The organism is Fusibacter sp. QWL-12 (genome assembly GCF_058683495.1).
Map to the genome: position 1 here is coordinate 2,722,047 of NZ_CM178745.1, position 25,824 is coordinate 2,747,870.

Below are 25,824 nucleotides of genomic sequence, written 5' to 3' on the forward strand. Positions count from 1 at the left end.
GGAGTGATTAAATGAAGAAAATAGGCGTACTTACAAGCGGAGGCGATGCACCGGGTATGAATGCCGCTATCAGAGCGGTTGTACGAACTGCAATTTATCACGGATTTGAAGTAGCGGGGATTTACAGAGGCTATCAAGGACTGATTGAAGGCGATATTGAGAACTTGAATATCACTTCAGTTGGTGATATCATTCATAGAGGTGGCACCACGCTTAGAACCGCTAGATGTCTTGATTTTAAAACAGATGAAGGCTTTAACAAGGGACTGCAGATGCTTAAAATGTTCAAGGTGGATAGCTTGGTAGTCATCGGTGGTGATGGTTCGTTTAATGGTGCAAAAAGACTGGCAGAAGCTGGTTTTCCGACTATAGGCATACCGGGTACCATCGATAATGATCTCGCTTACACAGATTATACCTTAGGGTTTGATACGGCACTTACAACCGTGGTTAATGCAATCGGAAATATTAGAGATACTTCATCTTCTCATGGTACGGTCAATATCATAGAAGTAATGGGCCGCAATTGTGGTGATATCGCTCTATATGGTGGTTTAGCTGGTGGTGCTGAGGCGGTGATAATCCCTGAGCTCGATACAGACATCGATGAACTTTGTAGAACAATCATAAGAGGTAAAAAGCGCGGTAAGCTGCACAGCATTATTTTACTTGCTGAAGGTGTGGGTAAACCTTACGAACTCGCTGAGCAAATTAAAGCGAAGACGAGCTCGGATGTAAAAGTAAGTATAATCGGCTATCTGCAACGTGGTGGTACACCGACGCCTAACGATCGTATTTTGGGCTCAAGAATGGGCGCATATGCGGTTGAACTGCTCATGTCGGGACAATATGGCAAGGCAGTAGGCATCCAAGGCAATCAAATGATCGCATTGGATTTTGACGAAGCATTGGGCATGAAAAAGGATTACAATAAGAGTATTTACGAATTGGCCAGAATACTGGCGATTTAATTCATATGTAAATTAGGGCTAAAGGAATTATAGGAGGAATTATATGTTAAGAAAGACCAAAATCGTATGTACGATTGGACCTTCAAGTGAAAAGAAGGAAGTATTTAAAGAGTTAGTAAAAAGTGGTTTAAGCGTTGCACGTTTGAACTTTTCACATGGTAGCCACGAAGAGCATCTTGGTAGAATTGAGATGATCAAAGAAGTAAGAGAAGAACTGAACGTACCAGTTGCGATCCTTTTAGATACTAAAGGACCAGAAATCAGAACGGGTAAATTTAAAGAGCCTGTGTACACATTAGTTGAAGGTCAAGAATTTACGTTAACAACTGAAGAATATATTGGTGACCAAAACAAATGCCAAATTTCATATGTAGGTTTACCTCAAGATGTTGTAAAAGGCGATAAAGTTCTTATAGATGACGGTCTTATTGAACTTGAAGTTCTTGAAACGACAGCTACTGAGATTAAAACGCGCGTTTTAAACGGCGGTGATGTTAAAAACAATAAAGGGATTAACGTTCCTGGCGTTAAAATCAATCTTCCAGCGATTACACAGAAAGATATTGATGATATCGTATTCGGTATCAGAAATGGCATTGATTTTATTGCTGCTTCATTTATCCGTAAAGCGGCTGACGTTCTTGAAATCCGTAAAGTTTTAGAAGATAACTTCTCACATGAGATTCATATTATCTCTAAAATTGAAAACCAAGAGGGCGTTGATAATTTAGAAGAAATCCTTGAAGTATCTGACGGTTTAATGGTTGCTCGTGGTGACTTAGGGGTTGAAATTCCTACTGAGTTTGTCCCACTTGTTCAAAAGAGAATGATTGAAATGTGTAACCGTGAAGGCAAACCAGTTATCACTGCAACACAAATGTTAGATTCTATGATCAGAAATCCAAGACCTACTAGAGCTGAAGCAACTGACGTTGCAAATGCAATCTACGATGGTACAGACGCAGTTATGTTATCTGGTGAGACTGCAGCTGGAAGATATCCACTTGAAGCAGTTAGAACGATGGCGAGAATTGCACATGCAGCTGAGCAATCACTTAACTACAAAGAACTTCTTGAAAAACGCGTTGCATTAGCGGCTGAAAAAGGTGTTACTTCTGCAGTGAGCCACGCGACTGCAAATACAGCTTTAGAGCTTGAAGCGACTGCAATCATTACAGCGACTTCATCTGGATTTACTGCAAAACGCGTCTCTAAATTAAGACCTAAAGCACCAGTAATCGCATGTACAATCACTGAAGCATCTTGCAGAAGAATGAACTTAGTATGGGGCGTTTTCCCACTTGTGATCGGTGAAGCGACTTCAACAGATAAAATATTTGACATGTCTATAGAAAAATCTAAAGAACAAGGCTACATCAAAGATGGTGACTTAGTAGTTATCACAGCTGGTGTACCAGTTGGCGTATCTGGTGCAACAAACATCATGAAAGTTCAATTGGTTGGCGAAGTGCTTATTAAAGGTACTGGTCTTGTTAAAGACTTTATTAGAGGTAAAGCTTGTGTGGGTAGCACACCTGAAGAGTTAGAAGGTAAATTCAAACCAGGTGATATTCTTATTGCAACATCAACGGATAAAGACTTAATGCCATTTATCCAACAAGCATCAGGTTTAATCGTTGAAGAGGGTGGTTATACATCACACGGCGCTATTGTAGCTTTAAGCTTAAAGAAACCATGTGTTGTTGGCGCTACAAATGCGACTGAGCTTCTTAAAGATGGTGCTGATATCACTCTTGATTCTGCAAAAGGAATCGTATATGCTGGAAAGGCAAGAGTACTCTAATCTAAGGAGGCAATATGTATAGATCGTTAGGATTGACAGGACTTGAGATTTCTTCAGTTGGATTTGGTGGTATACCGATTCAAAGGTTGGATCAAAGTAGTGTAGATGCATTATTTGAGGCTTTGGTGGCATCAGGGATTAATTTTGTAGATACTGCAAGAGGCTATACCGTTAGCGAAGAGATGATTGGAAATGCAATCGAAAGATTAGACCGATCAAAGTTTATTCTCGCTACAAAATCAATGGCACGTAGCTATCAAGATATGAAAGCTGATATTGAGCTCAGTTTAGCCAATCTCAAGACAGATCACATCGATCTATATCAATGTCACTTGGTAAAAGACATTGAACAATACGCTTTAATTATGGCTGAGGACGGTGCTTATAAAGCGTTACTTGAAGCCAAAGCAGAGGGGAAAATTGGACACATTGGAATTACTTCTCATAGTGCGGATTTTATGATGTCAATTATCAAGGAAATGCCATTTGAAACGGTACAGTTCCCTTATAATATCGTGGAACGACAGGGTGAACCTTTTTTTAAACTCGCTGCTGAGAGAGGCATCGGCGTTATTGTCATGAAACCAATGGCAGGTGGCGCTATTCAAAAGGGTAAGTTGAGCTTAAAATTCATTTTATCCAATCCCGCAGTGTCAGTTGCAATACCAGGCATGGACCAACTCGCACAGGTTGCTGAGAACGCTTCTGTGATGCACGAAGCATTAGACTTTTCAGATGAAGAAATGGCTTTGTTAACAGAAGTGGTTTCTGAACTGGGAGAGAACTTTTGTAGAAGATGCGGCTATTGTTTACCTTGCCCACAAGGCATCGATATACCAACCCAGTTTTTAATGGAAGGGTATTTGACACGCTATCATTTAGCAGATTGGGCAATTAAAAGGTATAACGGACTAGCGGTTAAAGCAGATGCATGCGTCGCATGTGGTAGCTGTGAGCCTAAGTGTCCATATAACTTAAAAATCATCGAAAAACTTAAGGGTGTTGCAGATTTGTTTGCAAACGCTTAAGAATTAAATAAGGAAAAAGACCAGCTATCAGAGGTCAGTCGATAGCTGGTCTTTTTTATTTTGTAAGCCGTCTGTGAGAACGGTAGTGCTGGATAATTGAAGCGTTAGCCCGAATAAGACGATCAATAGTCCTATGAGCGTTTTGAACTCAAATTGATTGTAGATCATGTAATCTAGTAAAAGACCCATACTCATTTGTCCTAGAAATGGCAATATCGCAATATGAAAAGCAGTAATGCGCACCGCATAGTAATTCATACAGATGATGACGAGAGTGCCTAAGATACCACCAGAATAGTACCATAATGGCTGTGAGAAGAGTACCTTGGTATCCGTTTGTCCACCAAACATTAAAAGTGCAATTAGGCCAACCACAAAGGCAGAGGTAAAATGGAACCATGAGACCTTTAATGAGCCAAACTTTAGGGTATTTTGTCCATTTAAAATGGGCACGATTGTGACAAGTACACCAAGAACGATCGCTAAACCGTAAATGATTATGAGATTCATATCTGCTCCTTTATATAACCATGACTATTAAGCCTAGAATCATTACGAGTATACCCGAAAGCTGCTTTTTAGTGATCGTCAGTTTTGGTTTACCCAATAATCCGAGATAGTCGATGAGTAGTGAGGTTAAAACTTGACCAACAAGTGTAAAAGCCACCATAAGGGTTACGCCTATAGATTGCATGACGTAGTTATTCAGTAAAATGGTTATTGATCCTAATATGCCAGGAAGGAAATAAATCATTTTAACTTTATGTTCAACTTTTTTACCTATGATACTGACCATAGCCCCTAAAATAATAAAGCCAATCCCGTGATAGATCACATTACTAAAAAAGACATTGGTTGCGGTTCCTAAAAGCCCATTGATCGAGATCATGATCGATAAAACCAGCCCCGTCAGATAAGCAGTTAATTTTGCCATTTGGCCTCCCAAGTAGTTGTTTTATTTATTTATAGTTTATGATAAAATAGAACAAAAAAATATGACATATGTCATACTTTTATTAGGTTGGGGCAATTATGAAAATAATAACAGATCAAAAGAAAGTACAGAGTACCATTCAAAAGTATAAAGTAGATCAAATGTTACCAATAGAGATTATTAAGCAGGGAGAGTTGGTTGTTTTTAACAAGGACGAAACGATATTAACGGCGAATGAACCGATTCACTATTTTTATTTCTTTCTATTGGGAAAGCTAAAACTATTTAGAATCTATGAAAATGGAAAGACCTTCCTCGTTCAATTTTACAGTGAGTTTGACTCTTTAGGAGATGTAGAACTGGTAAACCCACAGCCGGCTTCGTGTTCGGTTACTGCTGTGGCAACTTCTTATTTAATGCGCTTTCCAATAGATATGATGCAACGCGAAGCGCTTGAGCATATTCCATTTTTAAAATACTTATCCCGATCTTTAGCGGACAAGCTTTTAGTAGCAGATATGCACCATTCCACAAATCTTATGTATCCTGTGGTAAATCGTCTTTCAAGTTATATACGTGCGCATGCCATGGATAGCAATAGATTAACTTTAAAAGATTCTTTAACGGATATTTCCGAATACTTAGGTACGACGTATCGACAGCTGCATCGTGCTTTCGATGAACTCGTTGAGAAAGGTATCATCAGTAGACAAGGAAAAACTTTAGAAATTTTGGATACAAAAGCACTGGGCGTCATTGCTGGTTCTATCTACGAGATTGATCATTATATCAAACAGAACTCAAAATCAGCTAATAAATAACAAAATTATAGCCTGTTTTCAAACGTATCATATTGCGTAAGAAAACAGGCTTTTTATTGTATATGAGATTTTATGGTTCTAAGTTAATGAACTTTTCAGCGGTAACAGGCGTATTAAAATCAAACTCGTCTGTAACAATCGGTTGATCATTTGCTTTAATCACGATTGTGGTAACACCGTCTAAAGAGCTCAAGCTCTGTACTAACGAATGAAACATTAAGGACTCATAGTTTGGATACTCTGCTAAAACCGTAGCGAGCTCAGCATTAAAATTGATATCCAATTGAGTGCCGTTAAGGGTATAGCCCTTGAGTTCAACTTCTTCAGGAAGTGTTTCAATATAACCTGTAGAAGGGTTCGTATGACCTTTTAGTACGCTGATTATTTCCTCTATTTGATCTGCTAAGACAGATTTAGTTAAGGTGATAGGCGCGAGCATAAAGTATTGATCAGATGAAGAAAAACCCATGTAGGCACTTGAAGGCTGTTTTTGTGTGAACGTTGTATTTAGATTCAAACCATCAATTGTTTTGTTGGCACTATCATCCACATATAATTTTACGCCATCCAGTGGACCAAGTGTCATAAAAGTTTTGGTGATGCCTTCTGCTATCATATCAAAATGTCCTTCAAAACCCTTTAGGTTGATACTGTACATATAAATGCTTGCGACGCCACTTGAAATTCTAATGTTTGGTGCGTACGGGTACGCCGTTTCACCAGAATATAACCCCAGTGATGCTTTTGGGCCGTTAACAAGTTCTGTGTAGACGCTTCTCCAGCGATTACTTGGAAGTGGCAAAATTCTTGAAACAGGTACTAAGTTTGCATAGTCACTGGTTGGATAATAAAATGTAACACCAAGCTGACCAGACGAAACTTGATTTGTACCATCAAGTAAGGATTTTGTGCTAGTGAGTGATGCAATGTAAAGATCATCTGAAATAAGCTGCTCATTATCATAAACTTTTAATGTATAATAACCATCGCCATATTCTTTAACGAGTTCTGTTTTATCTAACTCTAATAGTTGCTCGTTAGCGGATACACTTGTTACTTTAGATTCAAACTCTGATAAAGCATGTGTACTTATGAGCTGTCCTGCTTTGTAAATCTCAAGCTTATAGCCTTCAAGATAATCAACAGGAAACTGATTTGTATCACTTTTCATCTCAAATTTTATAGTTTTCTCAGAAATCGTACTTCTTTCAGAGGACAATGTGATCGATGCGGTAGGTTCGAGTTCAACAGTCTCAACGGGATTATCGACAATCTTTTGAGAGAGATCGATAGACAGTATATCTAAGCTAAGCGGAAATGCAGTCGCCAGAATAAATACGATTAGGATAAATAGAATATTTGGTAAAGCTCTTAGCAAGTGTTGACCTCCTTTCAATGTAAGCGTTCATCACTATTATATGCTATTTTATAGGTCTTTCCAACCAAATTTAAGAAATTCATTCTAACGATATAAAAATATGGTGTCCTAAAGAGGTTATTGGTAAAATAGGAGTATAAGTTTGAAAGAGGTACGTATGAAAGAACGATTAAAATATATAAAATGGCACTCTCTATTAATGGTCATAGTGTTAGCTTCGACATCATTTCTTAGTTATTCAGATGCAGTGCCAACAGATGATTCCGCAAATAATAAATTGAAGTCGATTTCAGAAGAGGAACAAACTGTCGTTCAGCAGTTGTTTGTATTAAATGCTGAAATAGAACTGCTTCAGACTGAAATTAATCAGATTGAAAGGAAAATCGAAAGCTATAATCAAGAGATTACAAATAAGGAGCAGGCCGTAGAAGATGCTATGCGAAAGCATGGCCATCTAAAATCGAGTCTGGGAGATGTTCTTAGATCACAACAAAAACTTGGCGCAGCTTCAAGCTTAGAAATTTTACTAAATGCAAGTTCAGTGAAGGACTTTATGAATCGGCTTAATCTCCTTAGAGATATAACTCGAAAAGTAGATCTGTTAATGAAAGAAACGACGGCGTTAAGTGAGCGTTTAAAGGAAGAACAAAAGCAGTTAGAAGTATTGCGCAATGAGCAAGAAGCAGAACTAGCTGCGAGGGAAGCTAAGCTTTCTGATCAAATTAAAGCGAAAACAGATCTAGAAAACTACTTGAATTCTTTATCTGAAGAGCGTATACATTATCAAAATTATCTTTTAGCAATTGAATCTGTTTGGAATGAACTAAAACCATTGTTCAGCAAAACGATAGAAACCTTTAATGAAATTATCAAAAGCGGTGATTTACCTGAGGATACAGTTGAAGTTAACTTATCTTTGTTTAATACAAAAGGCTATCTTTATGAAGATAAGTTTAATGAGGTACTGTCAAAACGTATAGATTTACCTAAGCTTGCCTTTGTTTTTAACGAAACAAATGTGATGCTTGAATTTCCAGAATATGAAATTTCTCTAAATGGCAATTTCGAGCTCATTGATGATCAAACCATTGCGTTCAATGTGGAAGGCGGCATATTTTATGGATTAAGTATGAGCCAAAGCGCAATTATGGATTTATTTAGTGAAGGTGATTTGATATTTGATCTTGAATCATTGTTAGGTAAAAACACAATAAAGAGAATAGAACTAAATGACGGCGTATTGGTACTGTATGTAACCATCAACTTATTTTAATTGAGGTAAATATGATAAATTCACAGAACTGTAGTCTAACTTATAAAGATGGAACTGATGCATTAAAGCCCTTTAATCTAAAGATTGATAAAGGGGAAGTGGTGGTAATCTTAGGCGCAAGTGGTTCAGGTAAAACGAGCTTTCTTAAGTTGCTTTTAGGAATTGAAAAGCCCACTTCCGGGTCGCTAGAGGTACTTGACCACCAAATGTCGACTTTGAATAATGTACAGGTGAGAAACCTTAGAAAGCAAATTGGTCCAATTTTTCAGGATTTCAGATTGATTGAAGGTAGAACCGTGTTAGATAATGTCATGTTAGGCATCCGATTTTTAGAGATTCCAAAACGTGATCGAAATGAACTAACGCTTGATTCAGTAGAAAGAGTTGGTATTATGCATAAATTGAATCAAGTGGTGGATAAGCTTTCATGGGGAGAAAGGCAAAGGGTAGCAATTGCAAGGGCACTTGCAAGAAAACCTAAACTGATCATTGCTGATGAGCCTACAGGAAATCTAGATCACGACAATGCAGTCAATGTTTTAAAATTGTTATCTAATCTTGCTGGTTCAGAAACCACAGTCATCATCACAACACATGCTGCTCACCTGATAGACGAAATACCTTACACACAAATGATAACCATTAAAGAGGGCACAATGGAGGTGAAAAAGAGTGATCGCAAATAACTTCACTTATTTTATTAAGGAAACTTTCACCATCTACAAAACCAATAAGCTCTCAAGTTTATTATCATTAATTAGTCTTTCGATGATTTTCTTTATATCAATTCTTATCATTTCTGGTTGGGGAATCAGTAGAGAATTTGTTAATTTATTAAAGGATGAAGCTGCAATTAGCGTCTATTACACGCCTAACCTTAATTCTTATTCACTTGATGAACTTAAAGACGCAGTACTCACAATAGATGGCGTAACAGATATCTCAGAAGTAAGTGCAGATGAATCATACAGTCAAATGGAAAGCATATTAGGTTCAGAGGCAAAAATATTAAATCAATTTGATGAAAACCCATTCGTTCCTTATATAGAAGTGTCTGTTCAACTTGATAAGGCAAAGACCGTGGGAACAAAGATTGGTGAACTGTCAAATGTTGATTATGTAAGAGACAATCAATCTGTACTTGACAAAATCGCACAAATTAGTTTGATTATTGGTTCTATTGGTCTTTTGATGACAGTTGCTGTAGTCGTTGCAACTGTGTTAATTACTTCTCATATCATAAGAGAAGGGGTTCATACGAACGAGGCTCAAATTAACACCTTACAATTATTAGGCGCGCCAGATTTGTTTATTCATTTACCATTTTGGATGAGTGGCGTTCTAATTTCGTTTAGCGCAGGTATTTTGGCACTGTTGATGACCTTTGTTGTTCAAATCAATCTTTCAGCTGGTGGTGATCGTATTTTACCGTTTTTACCGGAGATCACTCAGATTTTGTCTTTTGGTAAAATCGCTTTAAGTGTGATTTTATGTACTGTAGTCATTGGAGCTGCTTCTAGTGGGTTTGGGCTCAGAATGGTTAAGAAAAGATAATTTAAAAGGGTTGAGGCAACTGCCTCAACCCTTTTTATTTAACCACAATCTTACTTTTGGTAACATCTAAAGGCTCGATGCCTAAAGATTTTTATATGACTATCGAAGTGATATTTCAGCCAATTGTAAGCCTTTGTTACGATCTTCAATTTGACGAATTGACCAATCGTTTTGGAAGATTAAAACTGGACGTTCATCTTCATCGTTAACGAGCATTGTATCCATTGTCATAGAGAAATTATTTTTATCAAATTTTTCTGAAACAATCCATCTTACATAGCGATATGGCAATGATTCAACGATGACATCGACGCCATATTCATTTTTAAGTCGATATTCTAGAACCTCAAACTGAAGAACGCCAACAACGCCGATAATCAGTTCTTCTACGCCGATGTTTGGTCGTCTAAAGACTTGGATACTACCTTCTTCTGAAAGTTGCTCAATCCCTTTGATAAATTGCTTACGCTTCAATGAGTTTTTGGTATAAACCTTTGCAAAATGCTCAGGTGCGAAAACGGGTATACCTTCATATTTTACACCTGTACCATCTTCACAAAGTGTATCACCAATTCTAAAGATACCTGGATCGTGTATACCAATAATATCCCCAGGATATGCTGTTTCTACGACGACACGATCTTGTGCCATAAATTGTTGTGGCTGAGCAAGCCTTATTTTTTTGTTTTCTTGAACGTGGTTGACTTGCATTCCCTTGGTAAATTTACCTGAACAGATTCTTAAAAACGCAATCCTATCACGATGCGTTGGGTTCATGTTTGCCTGAATCTTGAAGATAAAACCAGAGAAGTTCTCTTGATTTGGATCAACTTCACCTATATTACTTGTTCTTGCTGCTGGTGGAGGCGTAAGATCTAAGAAAGTTCTTAAAAAAGGCTCAACGCCAAAGTTGGTTAATGCACTACCAAAGAAAACAGGTGTTAATTCACCAGCTAGAATTTTATCCAAATCGTATGGATCACCTGCATGATCTAAAAGTTCTAAATCTTCAAGGAGTTTATCATATCGGGCCTGGCCTAATAATTCGATAAACTTCGGCTCAGAAAGATCGCCTGAAACAACTTGTGAGATGTTCTGACCGTGATTGGAATCATTGAACAGTTCAATCTGACCTTTGGCACGATTGTAAACGCCTTTAAAGGATTTGTCTGAGCCAATCGGCCAGTTCATAGGATAAGAACGAATCCCAAGATTGTTTTCAATGTCCTCTAAGAGTTCAAATGGATCGCGGCCTTGTCGGTCCATTTTATTAATAAAAGTAAAAATTGGAATGCCGCGCATTTTACAGACTTTGAAAAGTTTTCTCGTTTGACTCTCGACCCCTTTTGAGGAATCGACAACCATTACAGCACTATCCGCTGCCATGAGTGTACGATAGGTATCTTCACTAAAGTCCTGGTGACCTGGCGTATCAAGGATGTTAATACAATGGTCATTATAATTGAACTGAAGTACAGAAGAAGTAACAGAAATACCTCTTTGTTTTTCAATCTCCATCCAGTCTGAAACAGCATGTTTTTGTGATTTTCTAGATTTTACGGTACCCGCTTCACGAATAGCACCTCCGTAAAGGAGTAACTTTTCTGTAAGAGTTGTCTTACCAGCATCCGGGTGAGAGATAATTGCAAAAGTTCTACGTTTTTGAACTTCTTGTGTTATTTCTTTTTTAATCTCGGACATATTATTTTCCTTTATTTTAAAATGATAGTATTGTGTTGACTTCATTGACTATATTTACAACCAATCAATTTTACCTTATATACACATTCAAGTCAATAGAAGACGATTCTATGTTCAGATATAAAAAATACGAAAATGCTAGAGTAACGGTCAATTTTGCTCTATAATAGTTAACATAAATTAATAGTGATAGGAATACTAAATATGGAAAATAACAATCAAAAAGCATGGGAACAGGAGCATCAATCTGCATGGCAAAGTCGTTTTGGCTCTGCTGAAAATTATGCTTTGAAATTAAAACAGAATCCCACAACACCAGTTCAAACCATTTTGAAGTATATGGGAGAGATTAAGGATAAAAGCATTCTTAACGTAATGGGCTCTCATGGTAATAAAGCTGTTGCCTTGGCTTTATTGGGTGCAAAGGTCGACGTCGTTGATTTCTCTGAGTCGAATAGACAGTATGCTTTGGCATTGGCTAAAGCCTCAAATGTGGAAATTGGTTATTATCTTTCAGACATACTAAAGTTTGAAAATACAACACAGTATGACATTGTCTTCGCAGAAATGGGCATTTTGCATTACTTCACTGACTTAAATCTATTTTATAAGAAGCTATATGGCTGTGTTGATTCTGGTGGGAGGTTAATCATTAGAGATTTTCACCCGATTAGTACAAAACTGATTAAATCAAAAGGCTCAACAGCCAAAGTCAGAAAACATAAAGTTGAAGGCGATTATTTTGAGTCGAGCTTGGTGGAAAAGAAGGTCGCTTATTCAAAATACTTAGATGAAAATGAAGAAGCAATGAATCAAACAGACGAAACTGTACTATTGAGATATTGGACTCTAGGTGAAATTGTAACCGAGGCAGCTGTAGTAGGTTTTAGAGTAGAGTCTTTGATTGAAGAACCCAATTTATCGAGTGATGTGTTTGACAAAGGCATTCCAAAAACGTTTACACTTGTTTTAAGCAAATAATATAAAAGTTAGGAGAACATCAGTATGGAGTATAATATGAATCGAGCAATCAGAGCCAATGTCGGTTTCGTTTGGGCATTTTCACTGATTTTATCTCTAACAGCCTTTATTAACGGTGGGGTTGATTACGGTATAAGAGCGACTGCATTAACCGTTTTGGCATCTATCATCTCTACAGTCATCAGTTTTTTGCCTTTAAATCGTATCCTTAAAGGCGAGGTGATTGTAATTGTGCCATTTGTCGCAGCGATTGGGATGTCCATAGTAAATGGTGGCATTGCAAGAATGTTTAATATTTACTTTCTTGCACTCATTATGCAATCTCTCTATTTTAATTTACGTTTAATGATTGCGTTTGGTGTGAGCTCTTCTGGTATACTGCTATTGTTATATGCAGTTAATCCTAGATTTTTATTGGAACCAGGCTTGGGGATTGGCGACTTCATTCCGAGATTAGGTGCGTATATCTGTGCTTTTTTAGTATTATTACTCCTTTCAAAATGGGGCCAAGAAACGATAAAAGAGGCAGGTGCAGAAGGGAGAAGAAGTAAGGAAGCTTTTGAACAACTCAATATTGTTTTTGAAAAAATTCAATCCGTGAGTAAGACAGTTAATCATTCATCAAACAATGCTTTAGAAATGACAAACGAGAACCTAAATAATATACAAAATATGAATCAACAATTGACTGGATTGACACATGACGTTTTTAAAACGTCCAACAATCTTAATAGAGCTCGAGAAAGTGTAACCGCGTCTAGTGGATCTGTAAAAGAAACGTTTGATTTGATGAAAGAGCTAGATACTTTATTTTCAGGATTAAGAACGAATGTGGAAGAAAATAGCGGTGTGGTTGTGAATATGGATCAACAATTGGCGACGATAGAAACAACGATCAAAGACAGCCATAGGATGATCGAGTCCTTGTCTGAAAAAATGAGTGAAATATATAGCTTTTTAGATGGGATTACAGGTATTTCAAATCAAACCAATCTTTTAGCATTAAACGCGTCAATCGAGGCCGCTAGAGCGGGTGAACATGGTAAGGGATTTGCAGTTGTCGCTGAGGAAATTAGAAAACTGTCAGAAGAAAGTGGTAGTTTTGCGGAAGGAATAAGAAAGATTACTGGCGAGTTTATTCAATCGACAGATAAAGCGCTTGAGCAGTCAAAACAAGGGCAAACGGCTATGATCTCTGGTAATACACAAATGGAAATTTTGGAGAAGAATTTCAACTTAATGCGCTCAAAATTTGATCAGGTAAATGATGAACTCACTAAAGAAAGCAAGCTGATTCGTCATATTTATGATACTTTTGACGAACTAGAAACCGTTATTCAAAACGCTGCGGATGAACTTGCACATAATCACCGTGAAATCGGCGATATGCAGACAACAATAAAGCGTCAAGTCGCACTTTCTGAAGAAAGCAATCGCGAAATGACGCATATTGATGAATTGATTTCAGATTTGGTCAATCTATCAATTGTCGAGTAATGCATTTTGTTTTTCAGTTAGTTGTTCTAATAATTCCATGGCATCAAGAAGCTCTAACTCTAGGGCTTCTTTTTTTTCACCCAGTTCAGTGAGTTTGGCAAAATCAGTCGAATGTTTCTCAAATTCTATCTCAAGAGCACCTAGCTTTTCTTCAAGAACTGCAATCTCGTCGGGTAATAATTCAAGTGCTCTAAGTTCTTTAAATGTGAGCTTCTCTTTTTTAATTTTTACGCGCTCAGGGGTTGCTTTTTTTACAGGTGCTTCTTTTTTCAACTCATTAAGTCGTAAGCTCTCTAAATAATCACTATAAGAGCTTGATACAAACCCCAACTGACCAGCTTCAATTGCTAAAAGTTTATCACAGGTACGATCTAAAAAGTAACGATCATGAGAAACGACCAGCATAACGCCTTCAAATGCATCAAGATACTGTTCGAAAACTTTTAAGGTATCTAAATCAAGGTTATTAGTCGGTTCATCTAACAGAAGAACATTTGGTGATTGAATCAACAAGCTCAATAGTTGGAGACGTCTTAGTTCACCTCCAGAAAGCTTACTAATCGGTGTCCATTGCAATTCAGAATCAAATAAAAAGGTTTCCATCAGTTCCGATGCGCTGATTTTGTAGCCACTTGGTGTCGTCACATATTCGGCAAATGAACGAATATAATCGATGGCACGCTGATTTTCATCAGAAAACCCTTCGAAGTCCTGCGTAAAATAGCCCAATACAACTGTACTGCCGACGTCTATCGTTCCAGTAGTAGGCAAAAGTCGTCCTGCTAAAAGGTTGAGAAGTGTCGTCTTACCAGCACCATTTAAACCGACGATTCCGATTCGATCACCTTTAGCGAGGTCATATTCAAAATTCGAAAATAATGTTTTTTGATCATATGACATGGATAAATTCTTAATTTCGATGATCTTATTTCCAAGACGACTAAAGCCCGCTTCAATTTCTATGCTACTGTCCTGGGCTGTGTGCAATGCATCCTGAAGCTCATGGAATCGTTGAATTCTCGATTTAGATTTTGTACCTCTGGCTTGTACACCGGCACGCATCCATGCCAATTCTTTGCGATAAAGATTTCTATTTTTTTGATTCGTACTCTGTGCTTGAAGCATTCTTTCAGCTTTTTTCTCGAGATAGTATTCATAGTTACCTTGATACTCATAAAGCTTGCCTCTACTTACCTCTATGGTTCTATTCACAATTCTATCGAGGAAATAACGATCATGTGTAATCATGATTAAACCACCTGAGCGTGCCTTTAAATAGCCTTCAAGCCACACGATTGACGCACTGTCCAAATGGTTGGTTGGTTCATCTAATATCAGTAAGTCGCATGGTCTCACTAATGCTTCCGCGAGTGCAAGTCTTTTTTTCTGTCCGCCTGAGAGCGTGCCAATTTTTACGTTGAGGTCATGAATGCCCAGTGCATTCAGAATACCTTTAATTTGAAATTCCAGATCAAACAGTTGTAGTGCTTGCATTTTCTCTGAAGCCTTATGAAAGGCATTTTGATAGTCGGTATTCTCTGGATTACTTTCAAGGGTTTTGACGCTCTGTTCATAATTTCTGATAGACTTCATTTCATCTGATTCACCCATAAAGAGTTGGTCGAGAATCATCAAATCATCATCATAGTATTGCTCCTGTAAAAGATGATTGATTTTTAAGTTTCGAATAGGAATGATCTCACCTGTATCAGGCGACATTATATCTGATATGATTTTCAAAAGCGTTGATTTTCCTGCACCATTTAGACCGATGAGCCCAATTTTGTCGGCATCGTCCACCGAAAAAGTGACATTATCTAAAATTTTAGTGGTTCCAAAAGATTTTGATACTTGATTACATTGCAAAAGATGCATATATATCTCCTTCAATAAGGTCTTTTTAGTTAAAAATTACTCTCTCTATTGTATCATAATATGTTAAACTGTATAGTAGCGAGACTCAATTTGGACTTAGGAGGACTGACAATGAAAGCGTTATATGAGAACCACAGACAGCAATTGGCATCTTTTATGGAAATAGGAGATATGGCAATTCTATTCTCAGGAAAAGCACCGAAAAGTACTGCAGATGCACATTATTCTTTTTTACCAAATAAGAATTTCTTTTACTTTACAGGTTGTACTCAAGAACATTTCGTTTTAGCGATGGTGAAGTCTGAAAAAGGATTAGAATCAACGCTGTTTATAGAAAAACCAGACTATGATATCGAAAAATGGGTGGGGCGTAAGCTAACAAAAGACGCAGCAGTAGAATTATCAGGAATTACAGATGTTCAATATGTCGATGGTTTTGTTAGTTGGATCGCAAGACAGGTTTATAATGGCAAAATAACACGCCTCTATTTGGACTTAGAAAAAATGAATTGGGATGAATTAGATAGCCCTGCTTCACAATTTGCAGGTGATTTCAGCAAGCGTTATCCATTTGTAAACATGAAGTCGCTTCACTTTATCCTATGTGAGCTACGTGTTCTAAAATCTGATGAAGAGCTTGAACAAATAAAACGTGCCATCGATTTAACTAAATTAGGAATTGAAGGCATTTTAAATACTTTAAAACCGAATGTATATGAATATCAATTAGAAGCGACCTTTGAATACCATATCAAGATGAATGGTGCTGAAAGATGTTCGTTTGAAACGATTGCCGCTTCAGGAGAAGATGGTGTTATTCTTCACTATATCGAGAATAGCAAGCCATTAAAAGACGGAGATTTAGTGCTCTTAGACTTAGGTGCTCAGTACAAACAGTACGCAGCAGATATATCAAGAACGTTCCCTGTTAACGGTAAGTTTACAGAGAGACAAAAACAAATATACAACATCGTTTTAAAAGCACAACAAGATGTTATTGATGCTATGAAACCGGGAATTCCTTTTGAGGAGCTCAATAAGGTGTGTCAAAAATCATTGGCAGATTCTCTGATTTCAATTGGATTAATTAAGGATTTCTCAGAGCTTTCAAAATATTATTATCACGGTGTTAGCCACTATCTAGGTCTTGACGTACATGACATCGGCTCTAGAAATGGCTTGCTTAAAGAGGGTATGGTATTAACCGTTGAACCTGGTCTTTATATTGCTGAGGAATCGATTGGTATTCGTATTGAAGATGATGTCCTAATAACTGAAACTGGAAATATCGTTTTATCAAGTCATCTTCCAAAATCAGTTGAAGAAATTGAAAGGTTGATGGCATAATGACGTGTCGAACGGGTTGCGGTGCTTGCTGCATTGTTCCTTCGATTACGACTAAAACGCCAAAATTACCCCATGGAAAACCAGCTGGCGTGCCTTGTCCACATTTGGATCATGATTTAAGATGCTCGATTTTTAGCGATCCAGATCGTCCAAAGGTCTGTGCAAGTTTACAACCATCAGTAGAAATGTGTGGTAATTCAAAAGAGGCTGCGATAGCCTACCTTAACTGGTTAGAAGATGAAACCGCTCCTAAATGACACGTATAATTCCAAACGAGAATTTGTCAGTCAAATTACTAAAAATTAATTTTTATGGCAAAAGGTATTGACACCGCCTTAAATTCTTTTTATAATCAGTTCAATATTAAAAAAGACTTTGACGAGAAGAGTATTTCTTAAAACAGACGTTACAGCGAGCCGATGGTGGTGTGAGTTCGGCACAGAGTTTGAGGAAGAAGAACATCTCCGAGTTGCCAACCGAAAGCATGCGAGTAGGCTTGGCCGTATCCGTAACGTTACAAACGGTAGATATCGACAGAAATGTCCGTATCGAAGAGCTGGGTGATAAACCAATATGGGTGGTACCGCGGAAGAGTAAGCTTTCGTCCCTATCGTTAACGATAGGGATGGGAGCTTTTTTTATTTAGCCACAATCTTGCTTGTGGTAAAAGCTGAGGACTCGATGTCCGAAGATTTTTTACTCAATAAAAAATAACCGATTGGCTCTCGATACAAATGGAAAGGAGAAAAAAATGGAAAAAAGAACGCATTTATGTGGCGAACTAAGAGCTTTGCATGTTGGAGAGAGAGCGATTCTTAAAGGTTGGGTTCAAAGAAGACGAGACTTAGGTGGCGTCATCTTCATCGATTTGAGAGACAAAACAGGGATCAGTCAGGTTGTACTGGATGCAACAAATCTTTCAGAAGCGGATTTTGAGTTAGCTGAAAGTCTCAGAAATGAGTTTGTTATCGAGGTTACGGGTCAGATAGAGCTGAGAAGTGCAGATACTATAAACCCTTCCATTCCAACTGGAGAAGTAGATTTGCGAGCAAGTCAGTTAAAAATATACTCAAAGGCAAAGAATACGCCTTTTAGAATCAATGAATCAGAAACCGTAAAAGAGGATTTGAGAATTAAATACAGATACCTTGACCTCAGAAGTCAAAGTGCCTATAAAAATCTACTGCTAAGACAAACTGTGACGCAAGCAGTGAGAAGTTATTTGATGTCATTAGGGTGTCTGGAAGTGGAAACTCCTATATTAACGAAAAGTACACCAGAAGGTGCAAGAGACTTTTTAGTACCAAGCAGGATGAACAAAGGTAGCTTTTATGCACTGCCTCAATCACCACAAATCTATAAGCAACTTTTAATGGTTGGTGGTATCGATCGCTATTTCCAAGTGGCGAAATGCTTTAGAGATGAAGATCTTAGAGCCGATCGACAATTAGAGTTTACCCAGGTTGATATGGAATTTTCGTTTGTGGATGCAGAAGATGTTATTGAAATTCTTGAAGGGCTCTTTGCTATGGTAATGGAAATGACGCTTGGGTTAAAAATACAGACACCTTTTAGACGAATGACCTATCATGAGGCAATGGAATCCTATGGCTCTGATAAGCCAGATGTAAGATTTGGAATGCCAATGGTCGATTTAACGGACTTAATGAAGACATGCGATTTTTCAGTATTTCGCAAGGTAGTCGATCAAGGGGGTATCGTTAAAGCCATTACGGTTAAAGGTGGTCAGAAGTTAACACGAACACAAATTGAGTATTTGACAAAGCGCGTCATTGAATTGGGTGGTAGTGGCATGGCTTGGATTGCACTTGACAGTAGTGGAGAGATTCAATCCATCCTCACGAAGTATTTCAGCGAAGCTCAGATGCAGGCAATAATAGAGCAAACAGAAGCACAGCCAGAAGATTTGATTATCTTTTGTGCAGAACCTGGTAAGCTGGCAAGAACGATCTTCGGTGCACTTAGGCTTGAAATTGGCGATTTACTCGGGCTTAGAAAAAAGGATGAGTTTGCATTTTTAGTTGTAACGGACTTCCCATTATTTGAATACGACGAAGAAGCCAAAAGGTATGTTGCCATGCACCATCCATTTACCCATCCGGTGGATGAAGATATTGATCTCTTTGATACCGAGCCGGACAAGATGCGTGCAAAGGCCTATGACATCGTTTTAAACGGTATAGAGCTGGGCAGTGGTAGTATAAGAATTTCAACACCTGAACTACAGGCAAAAATGTTTGAAATGCTTGGGTTTAGCAAAACAGAAGTAGAGGATCGCTTTGGCTTCATGCTGAGTGCCTTTGAATATGGTGTACCGCCTCATGGCGGATTTGCCTTCGGTCTTGATCGATTGGTTATGATGCTTGTCGGTGCGAGCAGTATAAGAGAGGTCATCGCCTTTCCAAAAATCAGAGATGGCTCTTGCCCTATGATGCTTGCACCTTCAGAAGTAGATGTGAAACAGTTGGATGAGTTATCGCTTTACCTCAATCAAGCGATGGCTCTTGAAAGAGAAAAAGGGTCACTGGATTTATCTATGATCGAGTACGTATCTGATTTGGCTAAGATAGAGCTAAATGAGCACGAAAAGCAGCAGTATGCAAAAGACCTTAACGACATTGTCGCATTTGCAGATGAGCTTTCCAAATATGATGTATCGGAGCTAGCACCGCTTTATTTTATAGGTGAAGCAGCTAACGTATTGAGAGAAGATGAATGTGAAAGATCCCTATCTGTAGAAAAAGCATTAGAAAATGCGCCAAGTCAACGTGAAGCGTGTTTCTTTGTACCTAAAACAGTGGAATAGGAGGCTATATGAAATCAATCGTTTATGAAACTATAACTAAGCAAGCAGCACTCCTTAGATCTGGAGAAATGACAAGTGAAGCGCTGACATTGGCATATCTAGAAGAAATAGAAAGACAAGAAAAAGAAATTGGCGCATTCCTTTATATCGATAGAGAAGGTGCCCTAAAAAAGGCAAGGGAAGTAGATGAAAAGCTGAGCCGAGGTGAAAGCTGCCACCCACTAGCGGGCATTCCAATGGCAATTAAAGATAACATTTGTACAACCGATATGCCCACTACCTGCGCTTCGAAGATGCTAGAAGGTTATCGCTCACCTTTTGATGCAGGTGTCGTTAACTGTCTAAGAGAAGTAGATGCGGTCGTTCTAGGTAAGCTCAACATGGACGAGTTTGCAATGGGCGCTTCAACTGAGAACTCTTATTTTAAGAAAACAAAAAATCCAGTTGATTTAGAACGTGTTCCAGGTGGCAGTTCCGGTGGCTCTGCTGCAGCGGTTGCTGCACATATGGCTGCATACACACTTGGATCTGATACAGGAGGCTCAATCAGACAACCAGCAAGCTTTTGTGGTATCGTTGGTTTAAAACCAACCTATGGGCGATTATCAAGAAATGGTCTGATTGCTTTTGCTTCTTCACTGGATCAAATTGGTCCTATGGGGAAAACCGTATCAGATGTAGCGATGGTTTACAAAGCGTTAGCCAAACACGATGAGAAGGATTCAACCAGTGGTGAATCGGAGTCTTTTACTGTAGAACAACTACTAGAAAAGTCAGTAAAGGGAATGAAGGTCGCTCTTCCGATGAACTTTTTAAGTGAAGGGATAGATGCAGATGTGAAGGAAACCGTTCTTTATGCGGCTAAAGTATTCGCTTCGTTAGGAGCAATCATTGAAACAGTAGATTTTAACGGTATTGATGCAGCACTGCCTGCTTATTATTTGCTTTCATCTGCAGAAGCCTCATCCAACCTAGCGAGATTTGACGGTGTAAAGTATGGTTATCGTACTGAGACCTTTACTACCCTTGAGGAGCTTTATAAAAAGACCAGAGGTGAAGGCTTTGGGAGCGAGGTTAAAAGACGTATTCTACTTGGCACCTACGCACTGAGCTCAGGCTATTATGATGCCTACTATCAAAAAGCACTCAAAATTAGGACGATGATTGCAAAGACGTATGATGCACTTTTTGAAAAATACGACTTTATCTTATCTCCAGTTGCACCTTCAACTGCCTATCGATTTGGAGAACATTCCAAGAATCCAGTTGAGATGTATTTGGGGGATATTTATACCGTACCGATTAACATCGCAGGTTTACCAGCAATATCTATTAATGCTGGATACGATCGTCAACATTTACCCGTGGGGATTCAGTTGATCGGTAAAGCCTATGATGAAAGAACGATATTATCAGCTGCAAATGCCTTTGAAGCTTCTAAAAAGATATGGAGGGCAGAACAATGAGCTATGAATGTGTGATCGGACTTGAAGTCCATGTTGAATTAAATACAAAATCAAAGATCTTTTGTGGCTGTCCAACCACCTTTGGCGCAGCACCAAACACTCAGGTGTGTCCAGTTTGTTTGGGATTACCAGGTGCATTGCCGGTTTTGAATAAAGAGGTGGTAGAATCAGCTTTAAAGGCAGGCTTAGCATTGAACTGTGCAATTACTGAAGACGGTAAACAGGATCGTAAAAATTACTTTTATCCGGATTTACCAAAAGCCTACCAAATTTCACAAAGTGAAAAACCCATCGCATTTGGTGGCCATTTGTCGATACAAACGGAAGAGGGGGCCAAGCTAATTGGCATCACAAGGGTTCATATTGAAGAAGATGCAGGAAAACTTGTACATGAAGTGAGTGGCGGTACATTGATCGACTATAACAGAGGTGGTGTACCTTTAATCGAAATCGTTTCAGAGCCAGATATGAGATCTGCAGCGGAGGCAAAAGCTTATCTTCAAAAATTGAGAGCGACGATGCAATTTTTAGGGATCTCTTCTTGTAAAATGAATGAAGGTGCATTTAGATGTGACGTCAACTTATCTGTGAGAAAGGTTGGCAGTGAACAACTTGGCACACGTACTGAAATGAAGAACCTCAACTCATTTGCCTATGTGGTAAAAGCCATTGAAAGTGAAATGAAGCGACAAATAGAGGTTATCGAAGCAGGCGGACAAATCAAACAGGAAACCAGAAGATGGGACCCTGCAAAAGGTCAATCCTTCGCCATGCGTTCTAAGGAAGACGCGCATGATTATCGTTATTTTCCCGATCCGGATCTAATGCCAATCTTGTTGTCAAAAGAAAAAATTGCGGACGCGAAAGCAAGCTTACCAAAGCTACCGGCGGATTACATTCATTCATTTATCGATCAAGATCAGCTCCGAGTAGATATGGCGGAGCAACTGGTCAAAGATAAGGTTATCGCGGAATTTTATGAAAAAACAGCGCAAATGGTGACGGATAAAGAAACACTCGCCAACCTAATCATAGGTGAGCTTATGAAAACGGTAGAAGAAACAGAAGAAAGTCTAAAGGTGAGTGAAAAAGAGATGGCAGTATTAGTCGATCTTCTTGCCGAAGATAAGATCAATCTCTCCATCGCTAAAAAAGTACTATCAATGATCCCCAATACAGAAGCATCAGTTATGGCAATTATTGATCAGCACGATCTATGGCCGATTACAGATACGGTAACCTTAACTCAGCTAGCAGAAGAAATTCTTGAACAAATGCCTCAGATCGTAAGTGATTATAAAGCTGGTAAAACAAAGGCACTGGGTGCTTTTATAGGACAAATGATGCGAAGAACCAGTGGAAAGGCTGATCCTACTATCTGTGAAGCCATCTTCAAGGAAATAGTTGGCTAGAGGATGTAGAGCAAAGTGTGATATAAAATAGAAATAGTAGCGATATAAATAGATATAAAATGAGATATTGAACAAGAAAAAAATTAGTTTAAAATTGATCTAGGAGTTAAGAGCTCTAAGTGTAGAACTACAAGAAAAGAACTACAAGAAAAGAGCTACAAGAAAAAAGCTACAAGTAAAGATTAGAGTTAATAGATTTTAGTTAGAGTTAAAAGCTAAATTATTAAAGGATAGATGACCATTTTTTCGATGGCACATCTATCCTTTTTAATCGCACAAAAATATATTTCCAATATTAATTAAACTGCCAAATGGTGTTGATGTGCGAGCGAATTAATGGCTGAGAAGATAAAAGTTGCCGCTAGATTGGCAGTGATGTTATCGTTATCAAATCTTGGCGATACCTCTGCGATATCAAACAGGACGACCTTACCGGTTCTAAAGATATGCTTAAAAAACTTTAGAATTCGCTCTGGATGAAGTCCTAAAGGTTGCGTTGCACTTACACCCGGTGCAAATGCTGATGAGAAGACATCGGTACAAATGGTTAGGTAGATTTCATCTTGTCTCGAAAGATAAGTATCGAGCTTAGACATGGCATCGGTTAGCTCACCCTCACCGATATCCTTTGCCATTAAGTACTCTACACCCATTGCTTCAGCGGTTTTAAAGAGATCAACCGTATTGCCTCTTTTCTGAATACCGATGGCAAAGTAGTTAAACGCTTGATCCAGTTGATTTAAATCATCGTAAATTTGTCGAAACATGGTGCCAGATGTGCCGTATTCTGGATATGGCCTTATGTCAAAATGTGCATCAAAGTTGATAATACCAGGATAAGTGCCCATTTTCATTAGACCTTTATAATCGCCATAAGCCACCTCGTGTCCACCACCGATGACAATAGGAAATAAACCGAGTGCTTTGATACGTGATACCGCCATACTCAAGGCTTCTTGGCTCGTCTCAAGGTTACCATCGTCACAATGGATGTTTCCCGCATCAAACAATCTAAATGCCTGTGTAAAGCAACATGGCAATCCACAGAGCTCCTTGCGAATGCTATTCGGCCCCTTAGCAGCCCCAGTTCGACCTAGATTGCGCCTAACGCCCTCGTCGCTACTAAAACCTAAAATGGCAACTCCTGCCTTAAATTCAGGTAGCTCAATTACTGGTGCATTTAAATCCAATGCTAAAATCCATTGATGCCATCTAAACGCATCATAGTTTGTCGTAGAATCTATTCTACCCGTCCACGCCATAAGATCTGGCGCAATATATTTTTCAATCATTAGTGTGCCTCGATTCAAAATAAAGATTATAAAACTTTTAATTAATTATACCATTATACAGTATACCTAATAACAGACTATTTTACGTCATACAAACATAACATTTTCTTAAAAAAATGACTAAACTGTTATAGGCACATAAAAATTGGTATGATAATATAGTAATATAAATAATTCGGGTGTCAAAATTTTAGGAGGCAGATATGCAATTAAAGTTAGTAGACAAGCTAAAGGCGGAAGCGCTCGATGCCCTCATCATCGGGGTAACTGAAAATCAAGAAACCATAGAAAACAGTGAACTCAACTTGAGTCTATTAAAAGAAAAACAATTGTTTGAGGGAAAAACGGGCGAAAGCTTTACAGCGACAGTATTAAAAGACGGTAGCATTCATCATTTGATCTTACTTGGCTTAGGTTCTGAAGAGTCGTTTAATTTGACCAAGGTGATTAAGACTTTGGCAACACTTATTAAGGATCAAAAAAAGAAAAAAGTAGCTACGATTGGTATAGATGTATCGATGCTTGCAAAAGTAACAGAAGTAGGGAATAAACTACAAAGACAGCTCTTTAGTGGCATTGCAATGTGTGATTATGAGTTTAACGACTATAAAACAGATGCAAAGCCATCGACACTTGAAACGATTGAAATATTAAATCAAGCATTTAACGCACAGGCATTTGAAGAAGCCGTATTATTAGGTGAAACCAATGTGTTTTCAAGAATGTTAACCAATATGCCAGCTAACATTATGACACCTGAGAAGCTTGCTGAACTAGCAGTAACTTATGCTGAAGGGTCACATTTAGAAATTGAAATAAAGGAACAAAATGAAATAGAAGCTTTAGGAATGAAGTCGTACTTAGCGGTAGCGAAAGGCTCTTCAAACCCACCAAAACTCATCGTTATGAGACACAAAGGGGATCCAGATTCTGATAAAATCTTTGGTTTTGTTGGCAAAGGATTAACTTATGATTCAGGCGGTTTATCCATCAAACCAACTGCATCCATGGTGAATATGAAGGATGATATGGGAGGTGCCAGTGCAGTAATAGCGGCAATGGGTGCCATCTCTAAGCTAGGTTTAAAAGTAAATGTAGTTGGCGTCGTTGCTGCATGTGAAAATATGATTTCAGGCATCAGCTATAAACCAGGTGACATTATTGAGTCCATGGGTGGCAAAACCATATATATCGGTAATACAGATGCTGAAGGTCGCTTGACATTAATTGACGCTGTGACCTATGTTCAAAAAATTGAGGGCGCAACACATGTCGTTGACATTGCAACGTTGACTGGTGCTGCAATCCATTGTCTTGGCTCAGAGGCAGCACCTGTGGTTACAAATAATGAAGATTTTTACTTTGCAGTAGAAAAAGCATTTGATAAAGCGAATGAGAAAATATGGTTGATGCCTGTATTCGATGAATATAAAGAGCTTGTGAAACACGATCAAGCAGATTTAACGAATACAGCGGGTTCACCAGGGACCATTACGGCAGGTTTATTTATTGGAGAGTTTGCAAAGGATATACCTTGGGTACACATAGATATAGCAGGTACTGCATTTAAGGACAAAGCCGAAGGCATTTATTCTAAAGGTGGTACGGGCTCAGGTGCAATTCCATTGGTTTATTTAGCAAAAAAAATGAGTAAATAGTGAGG

General features: G+C 38.4%; 21 protein-coding genes and 1 other annotated feature. Of the genes, 15 read left to right on the top strand and 6 right to left on the bottom strand.

Features of this window, described 5'->3' with window-relative positions:
• Nucleotides 1-11: 11 nt before the first annotated feature.
• Genes pfkA through AC4PID_RS13100 form a run of 3 tightly spaced genes read left to right on the top strand, consistent with a single transcriptional unit; the run spans nt 12 to nt 3,803 of the window.
• A complete protein-coding gene (pfkA, locus tag AC4PID_RS13090; protein ID WP_492132453.1) occupies nt 12-971 on the top strand; it encodes a 6-phosphofructokinase in 960 nt (319 codons plus the stop codon).
• Nucleotides 972-1,014: 43 nt separating this feature from the next.
• Complete coding sequence (gene pyk, locus AC4PID_RS13095; RefSeq protein WP_492132454.1) at nt 1,015-2,775, top strand: pyruvate kinase; 1,761 nt, start codon at nt 1,015-1,017, stop codon at nt 2,773-2,775.
• 14 nt (nt 2,776-2,789) lie between these two features.
• Entirely contained in the window at nt 2,790-3,803 is a 1,014-nt protein-coding gene (locus AC4PID_RS13100; RefSeq protein WP_492132455.1) for an aldo/keto reductase, read from the top strand.
• A gap of 27 nt (nt 3,804-3,830) precedes the next feature.
• Here AC4PID_RS13100 and AC4PID_RS13105 read toward each other — a convergent pair whose 3' ends face one another.
• Together AC4PID_RS13105 and AC4PID_RS13110 are read right to left on the bottom strand one after the other, a co-directional pair.
• A complete protein-coding gene (locus tag AC4PID_RS13105) occupies nt 3,831-4,313 on the bottom strand; it encodes a DMT family transporter (protein ID WP_492132456.1) in 483 nt (160 codons plus the stop codon).
• Nucleotides 4,314-4,323: 10 nt separating this feature from the next.
• Nucleotides 4,324-4,737, bottom strand: coding sequence for a DMT family transporter (locus AC4PID_RS13110; RefSeq protein WP_492132457.1), 414 nt, complete (start codon nt 4,735-4,737; stop codon nt 4,324-4,326).
• A 98-nt stretch (nt 4,738-4,835) separates the two neighbouring features.
• Between AC4PID_RS13110 and AC4PID_RS13115 the strand changes: the two genes are divergently transcribed.
• A complete protein-coding gene (locus AC4PID_RS13115) occupies nt 4,836-5,558 on the top strand; it encodes a Crp/Fnr family transcriptional regulator (protein ID WP_492132458.1) in 723 nt (240 codons plus the stop codon).
• A gap of 70 nt (nt 5,559-5,628) precedes the next feature.
• Here AC4PID_RS13115 and AC4PID_RS13120 read toward each other — a convergent pair whose 3' ends face one another.
• A complete protein-coding gene (locus AC4PID_RS13120) occupies nt 5,629-6,936 on the bottom strand; it encodes a GerMN domain-containing protein (RefSeq protein WP_492132459.1) in 1,308 nt (435 codons plus the stop codon).
• 157 nt (nt 6,937-7,093) lie between these two features.
• On the opposite strand from AC4PID_RS13120, the gene AC4PID_RS13125 reads away from it, so the two are divergent.
• From AC4PID_RS13125 to AC4PID_RS13135, 3 genes are read left to right on the top strand one after another with little or no spacing between them, the layout of a single operon-like run.
• A complete protein-coding gene (locus AC4PID_RS13125) occupies nt 7,094-8,209 on the top strand; it encodes a coiled-coil domain-containing protein (protein ID WP_492132460.1) in 1,116 nt (371 codons plus the stop codon).
• Nucleotides 8,210-8,220: 11 nt separating this feature from the next.
• Nucleotides 8,221-8,895: a cell division ATP-binding protein FtsE gene (locus tag AC4PID_RS13130; RefSeq protein ID WP_492132461.1), complete on the top strand. Its 675-nt coding sequence runs from the start codon at nt 8,221-8,223 to the stop codon at nt 8,893-8,895.
• The gene (locus AC4PID_RS13135; protein WP_492132462.1) at nt 8,882-9,763 is read left to right on the top strand and encodes a cell division protein FtsX; all 882 of its coding nucleotides are present in this window, start codon (nt 8,882-8,884) and stop codon (nt 9,761-9,763) included. The genes AC4PID_RS13130 and AC4PID_RS13135 overlap by 14 nt, the downstream gene beginning before the upstream one ends.
• 99 nt (nt 9,764-9,862) lie before the next feature.
• On the opposite strand, the gene AC4PID_RS13140 is transcribed toward AC4PID_RS13135, so the two are convergent.
• Nucleotides 9,863-11,464, bottom strand: coding sequence for a peptide chain release factor 3 (locus tag AC4PID_RS13140; RefSeq protein ID WP_492132463.1), 1,602 nt, complete (start codon nt 11,462-11,464; stop codon nt 9,863-9,865).
• A gap of 204 nt (nt 11,465-11,668) precedes the next feature.
• Here AC4PID_RS13140 and AC4PID_RS13145 point away from each other — a divergent pair, with 204 nt between their 5' ends.
• Together AC4PID_RS13145 and AC4PID_RS13150 are read left to right on the top strand one after the other, a co-directional pair.
• Nucleotides 11,669-12,445 (top strand): class I SAM-dependent methyltransferase, encoded by a 777-nt coding sequence (locus AC4PID_RS13145; RefSeq protein ID WP_492132464.1) that lies wholly within the window; start codon nt 11,669-11,671, stop codon nt 12,443-12,445.
• A gap of 36 nt (nt 12,446-12,481) precedes the next feature.
• Nucleotides 12,482-13,942, top strand: coding sequence for a methyl-accepting chemotaxis protein (locus AC4PID_RS13150; protein ID WP_492132465.1), 1,461 nt, complete (start codon nt 12,482-12,484; stop codon nt 13,940-13,942).
• Here the strand turns inward: AC4PID_RS13150 and AC4PID_RS13155 are convergent.
• The gene (locus tag AC4PID_RS13155; RefSeq protein WP_492132466.1) at nt 13,928-15,817 is read right to left on the bottom strand and encodes an ABC-F family ATP-binding cassette domain-containing protein; all 1,890 of its coding nucleotides are present in this window, start codon (nt 15,815-15,817) and stop codon (nt 13,928-13,930) included. The genes AC4PID_RS13150 and AC4PID_RS13155 overlap by 15 nt on opposite strands.
• Nucleotides 15,818-15,928: 111 nt before the next feature.
• Between AC4PID_RS13155 and AC4PID_RS13160 the strand changes: the two genes are divergently transcribed.
• From AC4PID_RS13160 to gatB, 5 genes are all read left to right on the top strand, one after another.
• Nucleotides 15,929-17,164 carry an aminopeptidase P N-terminal domain-containing protein gene (locus tag AC4PID_RS13160; protein ID WP_492132467.1) on the top strand — a complete coding sequence of 412 codons (1,236 nt, stop codon included), beginning with the start codon at nt 15,929-15,931 and terminating at the stop codon, nt 17,162-17,164.
• Entirely contained in the window at nt 17,164-17,421 is a 258-nt protein-coding gene (locus AC4PID_RS13165; RefSeq protein WP_492132468.1) for a YkgJ family cysteine cluster protein, read from the top strand. The genes AC4PID_RS13160 and AC4PID_RS13165 overlap by 1 nt, the downstream gene beginning before the upstream one ends.
• Nucleotides 17,422-17,530: 109 nt before the next feature.
• Nucleotides 17,531-17,776 (top strand) — a binding site (T-box leader).
• Between the two features lie 139 nt (nt 17,777-17,915).
• Nucleotides 17,916-19,991 (top strand): aspartate--tRNA ligase, encoded by a 2,076-nt coding sequence (aspS, locus tag AC4PID_RS13170; protein WP_492132469.1) that lies wholly within the window; start codon nt 17,916-17,918, stop codon nt 19,989-19,991.
• A gap of 8 nt (nt 19,992-19,999) precedes the next feature.
• Nucleotides 20,000-21,457, top strand: coding sequence for an Asp-tRNA(Asn)/Glu-tRNA(Gln) amidotransferase subunit GatA (gatA, locus tag AC4PID_RS13175; protein WP_492132470.1), 1,458 nt, complete (start codon nt 20,000-20,002; stop codon nt 21,455-21,457).
• Nucleotides 21,454-22,869: an Asp-tRNA(Asn)/Glu-tRNA(Gln) amidotransferase subunit GatB gene (gatB, locus tag AC4PID_RS13180; protein WP_492132471.1), complete on the top strand. Its 1,416-nt coding sequence runs from the start codon at nt 21,454-21,456 to the stop codon at nt 22,867-22,869. The genes gatA and gatB overlap by 4 nt, the downstream gene beginning before the upstream one ends.
• Nucleotides 22,870-23,168: 299 nt before the next feature.
• On the opposite strand, the gene hutG is transcribed toward gatB, so the two are convergent.
• A complete protein-coding gene (gene hutG, locus AC4PID_RS13185) occupies nt 23,169-24,161 on the bottom strand; it encodes a formimidoylglutamase (RefSeq protein WP_492132472.1) in 993 nt (330 codons plus the stop codon).
• A 203-nt stretch (nt 24,162-24,364) separates the two neighbouring features.
• On the opposite strand from hutG, the gene AC4PID_RS13190 reads away from it, so the two are divergent.
• Entirely contained in the window at nt 24,365-25,819 is a 1,455-nt protein-coding gene (locus tag AC4PID_RS13190; protein ID WP_492132473.1) for a leucyl aminopeptidase, read from the top strand.
• Nucleotides 25,820-25,824 lie beyond the last annotated feature (5 nt).

What these genes read in the sequence shown, in the direction of transcription:
- pfkA (WP_492132453.1), top strand. Translation starts at nt 12, where the DNA reads ATGAAGAAAATAGGCGTACTTACAAGCGGAGGCGATGCACCGGGTATG.
- pyk (WP_492132454.1), top strand. Translation starts at nt 1,015, where the DNA reads ATGTTAAGAAAGACCAAAATCGTATGTACGATTGGACCTTCAAGTGAA.
- AC4PID_RS13100 (WP_492132455.1), top strand. Translation starts at nt 2,790, where the DNA reads ATGTATAGATCGTTAGGATTGACAGGACTTGAGATTTCTTCAGTTGGA.
- AC4PID_RS13105 (WP_492132456.1), bottom strand. Translation starts at nt 4,313, where the DNA reads ATGAATCTCATAATCATTTACGGTTTAGCGATCGTTCTTGGTGTACTT.
- AC4PID_RS13110 (WP_492132457.1), bottom strand. Translation starts at nt 4,737, where the DNA reads ATGGCAAAATTAACTGCTTATCTGACGGGGCTGGTTTTATCGATCATG.
- AC4PID_RS13115 (WP_492132458.1), top strand. Translation starts at nt 4,836, where the DNA reads ATGAAAATAATAACAGATCAAAAGAAAGTACAGAGTACCATTCAAAAG.
- AC4PID_RS13125 (WP_492132460.1), top strand. Translation starts at nt 7,094, where the DNA reads ATGAAAGAACGATTAAAATATATAAAATGGCACTCTCTATTAATGGTC.
- AC4PID_RS13130 (WP_492132461.1), top strand. Translation starts at nt 8,221, where the DNA reads ATGATAAATTCACAGAACTGTAGTCTAACTTATAAAGATGGAACTGAT.
- AC4PID_RS13140 (WP_492132463.1), bottom strand. Translation starts at nt 11,464, where the DNA reads ATGTCCGAGATTAAAAAAGAAATAACACAAGAAGTTCAAAAACGTAGA.
- AC4PID_RS13145 (WP_492132464.1), top strand. Translation starts at nt 11,669, where the DNA reads ATGGAAAATAACAATCAAAAAGCATGGGAACAGGAGCATCAATCTGCA.
- AC4PID_RS13150 (WP_492132465.1), top strand. Translation starts at nt 12,482, where the DNA reads ATGAATCGAGCAATCAGAGCCAATGTCGGTTTCGTTTGGGCATTTTCA.
- AC4PID_RS13155 (WP_492132466.1), bottom strand. Translation starts at nt 15,817, where the DNA reads ATGCATCTTTTGCAATGTAATCAAGTATCAAAATCTTTTGGAACCACT.
- AC4PID_RS13160 (WP_492132467.1), top strand. Translation starts at nt 15,929, where the DNA reads ATGAAAGCGTTATATGAGAACCACAGACAGCAATTGGCATCTTTTATG.
- AC4PID_RS13165 (WP_492132468.1), top strand. Translation starts at nt 17,164, where the DNA reads ATGACGTGTCGAACGGGTTGCGGTGCTTGCTGCATTGTTCCTTCGATT.
- aspS (WP_492132469.1), top strand. Translation starts at nt 17,916, where the DNA reads ATGGAAAAAAGAACGCATTTATGTGGCGAACTAAGAGCTTTGCATGTT.
- gatA (WP_492132470.1), top strand. Translation starts at nt 20,000, where the DNA reads ATGAAATCAATCGTTTATGAAACTATAACTAAGCAAGCAGCACTCCTT.
- gatB (WP_492132471.1), top strand. Translation starts at nt 21,454, where the DNA reads ATGAGCTATGAATGTGTGATCGGACTTGAAGTCCATGTTGAATTAAAT.
- hutG (WP_492132472.1), bottom strand. Translation starts at nt 24,161, where the DNA reads ATGATTGAAAAATATATTGCGCCAGATCTTATGGCGTGGACGGGTAGA.
- AC4PID_RS13190 (WP_492132473.1), top strand. Translation starts at nt 24,365, where the DNA reads ATGCAATTAAAGTTAGTAGACAAGCTAAAGGCGGAAGCGCTCGATGCC.